Annotated in this window: 10 protein-coding genes; 2 read left to right on the plus strand and 8 right to left on the minus strand. The window is 66.7% G+C overall.

Annotated features, from left to right (window positions below):
• Both L3V85_RS11795 and L3V85_RS11800 read right to left on the minus strand, forming a co-directional pair.
• Complete coding sequence (locus L3V85_RS11795) at nucleotides 1-882, minus strand: branched-chain amino acid ABC transporter permease (RefSeq protein WP_108134767.1); 882 nt, start codon at nucleotides 880-882, stop codon at nucleotides 1-3.
• 138 nt (nucleotides 883-1,020) lie between these two features.
• Nucleotides 1,021-2,175 carry an ABC transporter substrate-binding protein gene (locus L3V85_RS11800; protein WP_237679388.1) on the minus strand — a complete coding sequence of 385 codons (1,155 nt, stop codon included), beginning with the start codon at nucleotides 2,173-2,175 and terminating at the stop codon, nucleotides 1,021-1,023.
• A 220-nt stretch (nucleotides 2,176-2,395) separates the two neighbouring features.
• Between L3V85_RS11800 and L3V85_RS11805 the strand changes: the two genes are divergently transcribed.
• Nucleotides 2,396-3,478 (plus strand): TRAP transporter substrate-binding protein, encoded by a 1,083-nt coding sequence (locus L3V85_RS11805; protein WP_081266844.1) that lies wholly within the window; start codon nucleotides 2,396-2,398, stop codon nucleotides 3,476-3,478.
• Between the two features lie 70 nt (nucleotides 3,479-3,548).
• On the opposite strand, the gene L3V85_RS11810 is transcribed toward L3V85_RS11805, so the two are convergent.
• Entirely contained in the window at nucleotides 3,549-5,387 is a 1,839-nt protein-coding gene (locus tag L3V85_RS11810) for a TRAP transporter large permease (RefSeq protein ID WP_237679389.1), read from the minus strand.
• Nucleotides 5,388-5,407: 20 nt separating this feature from the next.
• Nucleotides 5,408-6,034, minus strand: a complete 627-nt coding sequence (locus tag L3V85_RS11815; RefSeq protein WP_237679390.1) for a TRAP transporter small permease subunit — start codon at nucleotides 6,032-6,034, stop codon at nucleotides 5,408-5,410.
• A gap of 161 nt (nucleotides 6,035-6,195) precedes the next feature.
• Between L3V85_RS11815 and L3V85_RS11820 the strand changes: the two genes are divergently transcribed.
• Nucleotides 6,196-7,482 carry an SUMF1/EgtB/PvdO family nonheme iron enzyme gene (locus L3V85_RS11820; protein WP_237679391.1) on the plus strand — a complete coding sequence of 429 codons (1,287 nt, stop codon included), beginning with the start codon at nucleotides 6,196-6,198 and terminating at the stop codon, nucleotides 7,480-7,482.
• 7 nt (nucleotides 7,483-7,489) lie between these two features.
• On the opposite strand, the gene L3V85_RS11825 is transcribed toward L3V85_RS11820, so the two are convergent.
• The 4 genes from L3V85_RS11825 to L3V85_RS11840 form a co-directional block, all read right to left on the minus strand.
• On the minus strand, nucleotides 7,490-8,932 hold the full coding sequence (locus L3V85_RS11825) for an MFS transporter (protein ID WP_237679392.1): 1,443 nt from the start codon (nucleotides 8,930-8,932) through the stop codon (nucleotides 7,490-7,492).
• 79 nt (nucleotides 8,933-9,011) lie between these two features.
• Nucleotides 9,012-10,142: a 2-aminoethylphosphonate--pyruvate transaminase gene (locus L3V85_RS11830; protein WP_237679393.1), complete on the minus strand. Its 1,131-nt coding sequence runs from the start codon at nucleotides 10,140-10,142 to the stop codon at nucleotides 9,012-9,014.
• A 41-nt stretch (nucleotides 10,143-10,183) separates the two neighbouring features.
• Nucleotides 10,184-11,917, minus strand: a complete 1,734-nt coding sequence (locus L3V85_RS11835; RefSeq protein WP_237679394.1) for a putative 2-aminoethylphosphonate ABC transporter permease subunit — start codon at nucleotides 11,915-11,917, stop codon at nucleotides 10,184-10,186.
• Nucleotides 11,914-13,050 carry a putative 2-aminoethylphosphonate ABC transporter ATP-binding protein gene (locus L3V85_RS11840; RefSeq protein ID WP_237679395.1) on the minus strand — a complete coding sequence of 379 codons (1,137 nt, stop codon included), beginning with the start codon at nucleotides 13,048-13,050 and terminating at the stop codon, nucleotides 11,914-11,916. The genes L3V85_RS11835 and L3V85_RS11840 overlap by 4 nt, the downstream gene beginning before the upstream one ends.
• Between the last annotated feature and the right edge of the window lie 64 nt (nucleotides 13,051-13,114).

Consider the following 13,114-nt stretch of genomic DNA (forward strand, 5'->3'; position numbering starts at 1 on the left):
CTAGACCTTGCGCTCCTTGAGCGAGCCGAACAGGCCCTTGGGACGCACCAGCAGCACGAGGAACAGCAGGCCGAAGGCCACCGCGTCGCGCATGTTGGAACCCACGTAGGCCACCGACAGCACTTCGGCAAAACCGAGGAACAGGCCGCCGAGCAGCGCGCCGCGGATGTCGCCCATGCCGCCCAGGATGATCACCGCGATGCCCTTTTCGAGCATCGGCTGGCCCATCAGCGGGAAGAGCGCATTCGAATACAGGCCGATCAGCACGCCCGCCACGCCGCCCAGGCCGGCGGCCACGAACGAGGTCAGGTAGAACAGGCCCTCGACGTTCACGCCCACCAGGTACGCCGCCTTGGGCGACTCGGCAATGGCGCGCAGCGCGCGGCCCAGTTGGGTGCGCTGCAGCGACAGCATCAGCACGCCCATCAGCACGAACGATGCGAGCACGATGCCCAGTTCGAGCACGGTGACGTGGATGCCGGCGAACACCAGCGCGTCGTCGGGAATGGTGCCGGGCGGAAAGCGCAGGTTCTCCGCGCCGAAGATGCCCTGGATGCCGTTGTTCAGGATGATGGCCACGCCGATGGTGGCGATCATCGGAATCAGGTGGGGTGCGTTGCGCTTGCGCAGCGGTTTGAGCACCAGCACGTCGACAAGGAACCCCAGCACGCCGCAGAAGGCGAAGGCGAAAGGCAGGCCGACCCACAGCGGCATGCCCGAGACGCGCATGAATTCGGCCGCGGCATACGCGCCGACCATGAACACCGCGCCGTGCGAGAGGTTGATGACGCCGAGCACGCCGAATATGAGTGTGAAGCCGAGCGCGAAGAGTGCGTAGACGCACCCGAGCGACAAGGCGTTGACAAGCTGCTGATCGAGCACGATGGGCTTCCGTCAGGCCGCGACACGGGGCGTGTTGCGGCAAATCAAAAAAGAAAACGGCGCAGTAGCTGTCCTGCGCCATATCCGGGATGCATGGCGGGCCGCGCGGCCCGCCACCGAGACTGCTTGCTTACTGGCTTACTTCTCGATCACGAAGGCGGTGCCCTTCGTGACACTCACGATGGCCGTCTGCTGCGCGTCGTAGCCGGCGGGCTTGCCGGCCTTGTCCTTGGCGCGCGCGAAGGCGAAGGCGCCGGTGGCACCGGTCCACTTCACGTTCGGCAGCGCGTCGCGCAGGGCGGTGCGGTCGGCCGCCAGGTTGCCCGACAGCTTCACGCCCTTGAGCGCCTGGGCCACCACGTACAGGCCGTCGTAGGCCTGCGCGGCGAACTGGTCGGGCGCCATCTTGAACTTGTCGTTGTAGGCCTTCTGGAACTTGGTGTTCTCCGGCGTGGCGTTGCTGGCCGACCAGGGGCTGCCGACGTACAGGTTGTCCGAGCTGCCCTTGGCCAGGTCGAAGATCTTGGTCGAGTTCATGCCGTTGCCGCCGATGACCGGCACGTTCAGGCCGAGCTGGCGGGCCTGCACCATGATCGGCGCGCCTTCGGCCAGCAGGGCCGACAGCACGATGGCGTCGGGGTTGGTGGCCTTGATCTTGGTGAGCTGGGCCTTGAAGTCGACGTCGCCCTTGGCGAAGGTCTCGGTCGTGGTCACGGGCAGCTTCAGGTCTTCCAGGGCCTTCTTGAAGTTGTCGTAGCCGCTCTTGGTGAACACGTCGTCGTTGCCGTACAGCACCGCGACCTTCTTCACGTTGGCGTGCTTGATGGCCACGCGCAGGGTCTCGGGCAGCACGTCGGCTTCGGTCACCGAGTTGCGGAACACGTAGTCGCCGATCGAGGTGATGCCGTCGGCCGTGTTCGAGGTGCCGAAGGCCACCGTCTTGGCGGCCTGGGCGATCGGGTCGGCCGCCTGGGCCGAGTTCGACAGCGTGGGGCCGAAGGTCATCAGGACCTTGTCCTGGAAGATCAGCTTCTTGAAGACGTTGATCGCGTCTTCCTTCTTGCCCTGCTCGTCTTCGACGGCCAGCACGATCTTGTCGCCGTTGATGCCGCCGGCGGCGTTGATTTCGTCCGCGGCCAGCTGGAAGCCGTTGCGGATGGCGCTGCCGTACTGCGCGGCACCGCCGGACAGGGCGGCTGCAACGCCGATCTTGATGTCGGCGGCTTGCGCGCCGAAAGCGGTGGCCGCGGCGAACGCGAGCAATGCGGGTTTGAAGGAGTTAGGGAGTCTCATGTCTTGATGCCGTTTGCGGGTGTGTATGTAAGGCGATTTAACATTTTATGCCTCGTCTACACCAGGCCGCGCCGCCGCGCGATAGGGGAAGGCGCGTGCGCAGGGTAAACCCCGGCCGGAGGCTGTAAGCGCGTTTTTACAATCCCCCGGGCTTATACGAAAGTCCCCAACGCGGTCACAAGCCGCGTTTCGTTTTTTCAAAGAACTCGGAGAGCTATCAATGGATCGTCGTTCCCTTATCAAAAACGCCGGCATCGCCGGCGTTTTGGCTGCCGGCATCGCGCCTGCCGTTCATGCGCAGACCGCGGTGCGCTGGCGCCTGGCCTCGAGCTTCCCGCGCTCGCTCGACACGATTTTCGGCAGCGCCGAAATGCTGTCGAAGACTGTCAAGGCACTGTCTGGCGGCAAGTTCGAAATCTCGGTCCACCCCGCCGGCGAACTGATGCCCGCGTTCGGCGTGGTCGATGCATTGCAGGGCGACACGCTCGAAATGGCGCAGACCGCGGCCTATTACTTCACCGGCAAGGATCCGATCTTCGCGTTCAGCTGCGCGGTGCCCTTCGGGCTGACCGCACGCCAGACCGACTCCTGGAAAGAGTACGGCAACGGCCGCAAGCTGCTCGACGCCTTCTTCGCGCAATACAACTTCCGCACCGCCAGCGCAGGCAACACCGGCACGCAGATGGGCGGCTGGTACCGCAAGGAAATCAAGACGGTCGCCGACCTCAAGGGCCTGAAGATGCGCATGGGCGGCGGCGTGTTCGGCGAGGCCATGGCCAAGCTGGGCGTGGTGTCGCAGAACATGCCCGCCGGCGACGTGTACCAGGCGCTCGAAAAGGGCACGCTGGACGCGGCCGAGTTCGTCGGCCCCTACGACGACGAGAAGCTGGGCTTCAACAAGGTGGCTCCTTACTACTACTACCCCGGCTGGTGGGAAGGCGGCGCCGACCTCGAGTTCTTCATCAACAACAAGGCCTTCGCCAAGCTGTCGGACGAGAACAAGGCGATCCTCGACGCGGCGACCAAGGTCGCGGCGCGCGACATGATCGCCAAGTACGACGCCTACAACCCGGTGGCGCTCAAGCGCCTGGTGGCCGCCAAGACCGAGCTCAAGCCGTTCCCCAAGGCCGTGATGGACGCGGGCTTCAAGGCCTCGATGGAAGTCTTCGCCGAGCACGAAGCCAAGTCGCCCGAGTTCAAGAAGATCCACCAGGACATGCGCGCCTTCCAGCGCGACCAGATCCTGTGGAACCGCTTCTCGGAGTACCCGTTCAACCAGTACATGAACTCGGTCAAGATCTGATCCCGGCGCCAGGCGCATAAAAAAAGGCCGCCCCGTTCACACGGGGCGGCCTTTTCATTCGTGGGCTCGCTCAGGGCTTGTTTTGCTGCTTGAGCGCGTCCTGCATGGCCTTCATGGGGTCGCTCTCGCCGCTTTCGGCCGGCGCTGGCTCGGGCGCCGGTGTCGGCGCGGCGCCTTCGGCGCCCGGCTGCGGCTCGGCGCCAGGCGGCGCGGCGTCCTCGGGGCCGCCGTAGGGGTCGGCCCCCGGCGCGCCATCTTCCTGCTTCAGGCTGTCGCGCATCTGCGCCCCGATGTCGTCGAGGTTGACCTTGACCTCCTTGTCGAGGGCGCCCGTCACGATCTGAGGGAACGCGATCAGCACGCCCACCATGGTGAGCTGGATCAGCACGAACGGGACCGCGCCCCTGTAGATCTGCATCGTCGTGACCGGCTCCATGACCTTCTGGGTCACGCGGTCCACGTACTGCTTGTCCGGTGCGACGGAGCGCAGGAAGAACAGCGCGAAGCCGAAGGGCGGATGCATGAACGAGGTCTGCATGTTCACTGCCAGCAGCACGCCGAACCAGATCAGGTCGATGCCCAGCTTGTGGGCCACCGGCGCCAGCAACGGCACCACGATGAACGACAGCTCGAAGTAGTCCAGGAAGAACGCGAGGAAGAACACCAGCACGTTCACCGCGATCAGGAAGCCCACCGGGCCGCCGGGCAGGGACGACAGCAGGTGCTCGACCCAGATCGGGCCGTCGGCGGCCTGGAACACCAGGCTGAACACCGTCGCGCCGATCAGGATGAACATCACGAAGCTGGACAGCTTGGTGGTGGAGGCCAGCGCCTGCTTCAGCAGGGCGAGGCTCATGCGCCGGCGCACCCAGGCCATGATCAGGGCGCCCAAGGCACCCATCGCGCCGCCTTCGGTGGGCGTGGCCACGCCCAGGAAGATGGTGCCCAGCACGAGGAAGATCAGCAGCAGCGGCGGAATGAGCACGAAGGTCACGCGCTCGGCCAGCCGCGACAGCAGGTTGAGCTTCAGGCCCTTGTTGATCAGCGCGATGACCAGCGCGACGAACACGCCGCCGCACATGGCGACGACGACTTTCTCGTCGGTGGCCACCGAGGTCACCTCCTGGCCCTGGAACCAGGTGTGGACGGCGGCCATGTTGCGAGCCAGCCAGACCGCCACCACGGCCGACAGCGCTGCAAGCGCCACCAGCGACGTATAGCCGCCGCTGCCGTTGGGTTCGCGGAAGGTGCGCGCCTCGGGCGGCAGCGCGGGCACCTGCGCGGGCCTGAAGATCGCGAGGAACACGACATAGACCACGTACAGGCCCATCAGCATGAAGCCGGGCAGGAAGGCGCCCTTGTACATGTCGCCGACGCTCTTGCCGAGCTGGTCGGCCATGATGATCAGCACCAGCGAGGGCGGGATGATCTGCGCCAGCGTGCCCGAGGCGGCAATGACGCCGCTGGAAAGCCGCCGGTCGTAGCCGTAGCGCAGCATGATCGGCAGCGAGATCAGGCCCATCGAGATGACCGAGGCCGCCACCACCCCGGTGGTGGCCGCCAGCAGCGCGCCGACGAAGATCACCGCCAGCGCCAGGCCGCCGCGCATCGGACCGAAGACCTGGCCGACCGTGTCGAGCAGGTCCTCGGCCATGCCGCTGCGCTCCAATATGAGCCCCATGAGCGTGAAGAAGGGCACCGCCAGCAGTGTGTCGTTGGCCATGATGCCGATCAGCCGCTGGGGCAGCCACGCCATCACCGACGACTGGAACACGCCGAGCTCGATGCCGACGAGACCGAAGAACAGGCCGCAGGCCCCGAGGCTGAAGGCGACCGGGTAGCCCAGCAGGAGGAAGCAGATCAGTCCCGCGAACATGATCGGGGCGAAGTTGGCAACAATGAATTCCATGGTGTCCGTGCTCGGCCGTTTCAGTGTTGCGGGCCCGGGGCCGGCGTACCGGCCTTGGCTGCGTCTTTCTCGGCCTGCAGGCGCAGGGCTTCGATCAGTTCGGCCTCGGCCGTCTTGTCGGTCAGCCGGCCCATCGGGTCCGGACCCTGGCCGCGCAGGAATGCGATGCGCTTGATCAGTTCGGACCAGCCCTGCAGCATCAGCAGCACGAAGCCGACCGGCAGCGCCGCCCACACGGGCCAGCGGATCAGCCCGCCCGAGTTGCCGGACATTTCACCCGAACGGAACATCTGCATCACCACCGGCATCGACAGGTAGAGCACCGTGAGGCACAGCGGCGTCAGGAAGAACGCGAAGCCGATGATGTCGATCCATACCTGCTTGCGCTTGGACAGGCGGCTGTTGATCACGTCGATGCGCACATGCTCGCGGTGCAGCAGCGTGAAGCCGGCGGCGATCAGGAACGACCAGGCGAACAGATACCACTGCACTTCGAGAAACGCGTTCGAGCTGGTGTTGAATATCTTGCGCACGACCGCGTTGAGCGCGCTGATCACCGTGGCGGCCAGGATCAGCCAGATCGCGTATCTGCCCACCTGGGCATTGAGCCAGTCGATGGCCCGGGAAAGCTTGAGCAAGCCTTGCATTTCATCTCCATTTTTGTATTGGAAGCCCCACATACGACCGCACCCGACGCACTGGCCTTGTGTGCCAGCGGGTCGGGTGCGTGAGGCGGAGCGGATTCTATCGATGTAATCGAACGTGTCTTTTGGGGGCTACCCGGAGGCGCGGGTAGCCATAATGTTTCATGGCTCAGACACCGCGACCCCCTCCGGCCCCGGCCGTGGCGACGTCCCAATCGATCGATTCGCCCGAGATGAGCCGCGCGGGCCGGGACCTGCTTTCCCTGGCGCTGATCGACGCGCGCAACCACACCTTGCACCTGCTGTCGCTCTTCGAGCAGGCGCTCGGCGAAGGCCTGTCGACGCCGCGTGTACCGGACGTCGTGCCGCCCTTGTGGCTGGCCGGCCATATCGGCTGGTTCGCCGAATGGTGGATCGGGCGCAACACGCAGCGAGCCTTCGGCGCCGAATGCCCGGTGCGGCCCACGCGGCTGGCGGCCATCGAGCCCGGTGCCGACGGCTGGTGGAACCCGGCGCAAAGCGCGCCCGGCGAGCGCTGGTCGCCGGAGCTGCCCGACCTCGCCCAGACCAAGGCCTACCTGCTCGAAACGCTGGAGAGCACGCTCGAACTGCTGGAGCATGCGGCCGAGACGGACGCCGGCCTGTACTTCTACCGGCTCGCGCTGTTCCATGAAGACCTGCGCGGCGAACAGTTCGTCGTGATGGCGCAGACGCTCGGACTGCCTCTGGGCGTCGAGCAGGCGCCGATAGCCGTCACGCGCGAGCCGCTGCTGCTGCCGGCCACCCGCTGGGAACTGGGCGTGCCCGAGAGCGGCTTTGCCTTCGCGCAGGAGCGTGCGGCGCACCGCGTCGACGTGCCCGAGTTCGAGATCGACGCCCAGCCCGTCACCTGGAACCAGTACGTCGAGTTCGTCGACGATGGCGGTTACGACCGCGAAGAGCTGTGGCGCGGCGAAGGCTGGCGCTGGCTCTCGGCGCAGATCGAAGGGCGGCGCGGGCCGCGTCATGTGGAGCAGATCGGTGCCGCGCGGCATGGCTCTGGCGGCTCGGTGCTGCAGCATCGCTTTGGCGCGACGGTGCGTGCCGCCGGCCACCACAGCGCGGTGCACTTGAGCTGGTGGGAAGCCGACGCCTGGGCGCGCTGGGCCGGACGCCGCATCGCGACCGAGGTCGAATGGGAGATCGCCGCGCACACCGCCGCGCGGCGCGGCTTTCGCTGGGCCGACGTGCACGAGTGGACCGCCGGCACGCTGAGCCCCTGGCCCGGCTACCGGGCCGACCCCTGGAGCGCGGGCGGCGAATTCGACCCCGCCGCGGCATTCGGGCGTGCGCGCGTGCTGCGGGGCGCCTCGTTCGCGACGCGTGCGCGTCTTCGCTCGCCCAAGCGGCGCGGCTTTGCTTTGCCGGAGCGCGACGACGGATTCTTCGGCTTCCGCACCTGCGCGCTGTAGTGCGCCTTCAGCGTTCGCCGTCGCCCTCGGCCGCCAGCGGCGGCGCCACTTCTTCCAGCGGCTTTCGTTCCGCGTCGGCCGCATAGCGCAGGGCCAGCAGACCCGCCACGATGACCAGCACCGCGCCGATGCCGTAGCCCACCATCACCGCGCCCCGGCTGCCGGTCTCGATCAGCAGGCCGAACAGCAGCGGCGCGGCGAAGCCGCCCGCGCCCATGCCGACGGCATAGAAGATCGCGATGGCCATCGCGCGCATCTCCAGCGGGAACACTTCGCTCACCGTGAGATAGGCAGAGCTTGCCGCTGCCGAAGCCAAAAAGAACACCGCCGACCAGCACAGCGCCTGGCTGCGCGCGTCGAGCCAGCCCATCATGAAGGCCCAGCCGGTGAGCGCCAGGCCCACGCCCGCGAGCACATAGGTCAGCGCGATCATCTTGCGTCGGCCCAGGCTGTCGAACAGCGGGCCCAGCAGCAGAGGCCCCAGCACGTTGCCGAGCGCGAACGGAAAGATGTAGAGCGCCACGCTGGCTTCAGGCACGCCATAGAAGCGCGTGAGAACCAGCGCGTAGGTGAAGAAGATCGCGTTGTAGAAGAAGGCCTGCGACACCATCAGCGCAAGCGCCACCACGCTGCGCTGCCGGTAGCGCTTGAACAGCACGCGCGCCACTTCGCGCATCGACGGGCTGGTCTGGCGCGCGTCGGTGTAGTTCACGACATGGCCCTGCGGCGCGGGCAGCGGGCCGTGCTGCGCGGAGACCTCCGCCTCGATCTGCTCGACGATGCGCCTGGCTTCGTCCGCGCGACCGTGTGCAATGAGCCAGCGCGGGCTCTCGGGCACGTCGCGCCGCACCAGCAGGATGGCCACCGCCAGCACAGCGCCCAGCGCGAAGCCCGCGCGCCAGCCCCACACCGGGCCGATCACATGCGGGTCCAGCAGCACCAGGCTCAGCCCCGCGCCGAGGCCGGCGCCGATCCAAAAGCTGCCGTTGATCGCGAGGTTGACGCGCCCGCGCACGCGCGCCGGAATCAGCTCGTCGATGGCCGAGTTGATGGCCGCGTACTCGCCGCCGATGCCCAGCCCGGTGACGAAGCGGCACAGCGCGAAGAACGCGAAGTCAGGGGAAAACGCCGTGGCCAGCGTGCCCACCGTGTAGACCACCAGCGTGACGAGAAAGAGCTTCTTGCGCCCGAGCCGGTCGGTGAGCCGGCCGAAGAGCAGGGCGCCGATCACCGCGCCCGCCACGTACACCGAGCCCGACAGCCCGATCTCGCCGGCCGTGAGGCCCAGCGTGTCGGACCGTTCGAGCACCGCGCCGATGGAGCCCACCAGCGTGACCTCCAGGCCGTCGAGCACCCAGGCCACGCCCAGCGCGATCACCACGCGCCAGTGCCAGCGCGACCACGGCAGGCGGTCCAGGCGGGCGGGGATGTCGCTGCGCAGTACCGTCATGCGCAAAATTATGAGAAGCGCGCCGCCTCCACGGTTGTAGGACCGGCGCTGCAATGCACCGGCCGGATGGCGCTTGCGTTCAGGCCGCGACGGGCACCGACACCTGCCGGATGCCCATTGCCTCGAGCGTCTCGGCAATGGCCGCCACCGCGCCCGGAATGCCCGCCTCGCCGAAGTGCCCCATGCAGCCGACGCGGAAGGTCTCCACCTGCGTCAGCTTGCCGGGGTAGAGGATGTAGCCGCGCTTCTTGACCTCCTGGTAGAAGGTCTTGAAGTCGTAGTTGGCGTCGTCGGGCGCGTGGAAGGTGATGATGATCGGCGCCTGGATGGCCGGGTCGAGAAAGCTGCGAAAGCCCAGCGCGGCCAGCCCGTCGATGAGCCCCTTGCAGTTGCGCGCATAGCGTGCGCCGCGCGCCTTCAGGCCGCCTTCCTCGATGTACTGCGCAATGGCGGTGTCGAGCGCCGCGACCACGTGCGTGGGCGGCGTGAAGCGCCATTGCGTGGTCTTTTCCATGTACACCCACTGGTCGTACAGGTCCATGCTCAGCGAGTGGCAGTTGCCTTCGCATTTTTCGAGCGTGCTGCGCTTGATGACCACGAAGCCCATGCCCGGCACGCCTTCGAGGCACTTGCCCGAAGCGGCGACGACTGCGTCGAAGGGCGTCTTGCGCGCGTCGATCTCGATGGCGCCGAAGGAGCTCATGGCGTCGATGATCAGCCCGCGCCCGTGCCTGGCGACGACCAGCGCGATCTCGTGCAGCGGGTTGAGCACGCCGGCGCCGGTCTCGCAATGCACCACCGCAACATGGGTGATGCTCGGGTCGGCCGCGAGCGCGCGGTCGACGTCGGCCGGCGAAACCTGCTTTTCTTCCGTGTAGTCGATGGTGCTCAGCTTGCGCCCGAGCACCTTGCAGATTTTTGCCAGGCGCTGGCAGTAGGCGCCGTTGCTCGGCACCAGCACGTGGCCGTTGCGCGGAACCACGGTGCCGATGGCCGCTTCCACCGAGAAGGTGCCGCTGCCCTGCAGCGGAACGCATTCATGCGTGCCCGTGCCGTGCACGATGTTCAACACTTCCTTGCGGATGCGCGCGGTGATCTGGTTGAAGTCCGCGTCCCACGATCCCCAGTCTCGCAGCATCGCGTTGCGCGTGCGGTCCGAAGTGGTCAGGGGGCCGGGGGTGAGCAGGATGGGGTAGTCGGCTTGACTCATGATGTCTCCAGGCAAGGAAGGGAATGAGGGCGGAAACAGGCTCAGCTGCGGCTCAGGTTGCGCCAGGCCTGCGTGCGCGACAGCAGCACGCGCGTGAGCAGCGAATAGGCAATGCACACGACGGTCGAGGTGACGACGATCAGGCTGGCCAGCGCCGCCGCCGGGCCGATGTCGCCGGCGTCGTCCAGATGCATGATCGCGACCGAGGCCAGGATGGTCTCCGGCGTGTAGAGAAAGATGGCGCACGACAGGCTGGCCATCGACACCACGAAGAAGTAGCGACCGATGTCCAGGATGGCCGGCAGGCACACCGGCACCGTCACCCGCAGGAAGGTCTTGAAGAACGGCACTTTGAGCGAGGCGGACACGGCCTCGAACTCGTTGTCGATCTGCTTGAGCGCGGTGACGGCCGTGAGATGGCTCGACGTGTAGTAGTGCACCACCATCGAGATGATCAGGATCGCCATCGTCTGGTAGAGAAAGTTCAGCGGGTTGGCCGGATGGTTGAAGAACATCACGTAGCCCAGCCCGAGCACCAGGCCCGGCACCGCCATCGACAGCACCGCCATCAGGTGCATGCCCTTGCGCATCAGGCCCAGGTTGCGCGTCTTCTCGATCAGGTAGGCGCCCACGAACACGATGAGCGAGCCGGCCACGGCGGTGGCGATGGCGACGATCAGGCTGTTGGTGTAGGCATCGGCCATGTCGCTTTCGACCAGCACGAAGTGGTAGTGCTTGAGCGTGAGCGACAGGTCATAGGGCCAGAGCGAGATCAGCGAGGTGTAGATCGCCATGCCGATGGTGGCCAGCAGCAGGCCGCACACGACAGTGCAGAACAGCATCAGCAGCGGATCGGCCAGCTTGCGGCGCTTGGGGCTGTAGGGCACCGAGCGGGCCGTGAGCTGCGCCTTCAGCTTGCGCCGCACCACGTAGTCGATGACGAAAGAGATGATCGACGGAACCAGCAGCAGCATGCCCACCACCGCGCCGATCGAGAAGTTGTGCTGTCCCACCACCTGCTTGAAGACGTCGACCGACAGCACGTTGAAGTTGCCGCCGATCACCTTGGGCGCGCCGAAGTCGCTCACCACGTAGGTGAAGACCACGGTCGCCGCGCTGATCAGGCCGTACTTGCACGACGGCAGCGTGATGGTCATGAACTGGCGAAACGGCCGCGTGCGCAGCGCGGTGGCCGCCTCGTAGAGCCGGCCGTCGGCCAGCGAGAGCGCGGTGACCAGGATCATCAGCGCGTGCGGAAAGGTGTTGTAGACCTCCGCCATGATGATCCCCGGCGCGCCATAGATCGACACGCCGCCCAGCAGGAACTTGAGCGCCCCCTGGTTGCCGAACCACTGCACGAAAGAAATGGCGGACAGCAGCGAGGGCGCCAGCAGCGGAATCAGCGCAATGAGGCGGAACACCGCCTTGAGCGGCATCGGCATGCGGCTGCGCGTGAGCGCGTACGCGAAGACGAAGGCCGTGGGCACCGAGATCATCACCACGGCCGCCGACACCCATATCGAATTCCATGCCGCGCGCAGCAGGCTGGGCGTCTGGAAGTAGGTGATGAAGTGGGTGAGGCCGACGAAGCGGCCCTCCCTGTCCTGCACCGCATGCGCCAGGATGGTCAGCAGCGGCGCGATCAGGAACACGAACAGCATCACCATCACCACGAGCAGGATCGCGCGGGCAATGGTTTCGTCGCGGCTCCAGCGCATGACGGGGCGCGCGTTGAACGCAGCGCGTGCGGGCAGAGGGCGGGCCAGCGTGTTCATGGCTTCGGCGTGCGTGCGGAGAAGGCGCGGATGCGGTTCGCGCGCAGCGCGATGTCGATGGTGTTGCCTTCGCGAATGTCCAGGTCGTGCAACTGGTTGAGCGAGAAGTGCAGGCCGAGCGCCTGTCCGTGCAGCGCGTCGGCGGTGACCTCGGCGATGCAGAGGCCGCCCAGGAACTCGACCTTGGTGACCAGCGCCTGCAGGCGGTTGGCCGTGTCGTGGCTCAGGTGCTCGACCGCGCGGTCTTCGGGGCGCAGGTAGAGGTTGACGGCTTCGCCGGGCTCGAAGGCGCCGTCGCAGGCATCGCACTGCAGTTCCATGTCGCCGACCCGAAAGCGATGGTTGCCCAGCGCCACCGCGCGCAGCACATTGACCTTGCCGACGAAATCGGCCACGAAGGGAGTGGCCGGCTGTTCATAGACTTCCATCGGCGTGCCGACCTGCTCGATCACGCCGTGGTTCATGACCACGATGCGGTCCGCCATCGACAGCGCTTCTTCCTGGTCGTGCGTGACCATGATGGTCGTGATGCCGACCTGCTTCTGCAGCCGGCGGATTTCGCCGCGCAGCCGGATGCGTTCCAGCGCATCGAGCGCCGACAGCGGCTCGTCGAGCAGCAGCAGGCCGGGCCGCGTGGCAAGGGCGCGCGCCAGCGCCACGCGCTGCTGCTGCCCGCCGGAGAGCTGGCTGGGGTACTTGCCGCCCGAGGTCGGCAGGCCGACCAGCTTCAGCAGTTCTTCGACGCGAGTCTTGATCTCGCCGCGCCGGGCACGGCTGTTGACCAGCCCATAACCGATGTTCTCGGCGATCGACAGGTTGGGGAAGAGGGCGTACGACTGGAACACGATGCCGTAGTCGCGCCGGTCGGGCGGCAGCCAGGAGACGTCCTTGCCGTTCTGCAGGATCTGCCCGGAGGTCTGCGTTTCCAGCCCCGCGATGATGCGCAGCAGCGTGGTCTTGCCGCAGCCCGAGGGGCCGAGAAAGCACAGCATCTCGCCCGGGTTCACGCGCAGGTGCACGTCGCGCAGCGCACTGAAGGATTCGAAGTCCTTGCGCACGCCGACGATCTCGAGCGCGGCGGGAGCGCTCGCAGGCACCGGGCTGGCAATGAACTTGGTGTCGGTCATATCCATTTTTCGCACTCGTCGTTGGCGCACGCCTCGGGAATGGGCGTCGCGGGTTTGAGAGGGACTGCAG

Source organism: Variovorax paradoxus, assembly GCF_022009635.1.
Classification (GTDB): Bacteria; Pseudomonadota; Gammaproteobacteria; order Burkholderiales; family Burkholderiaceae_C; genus Variovorax.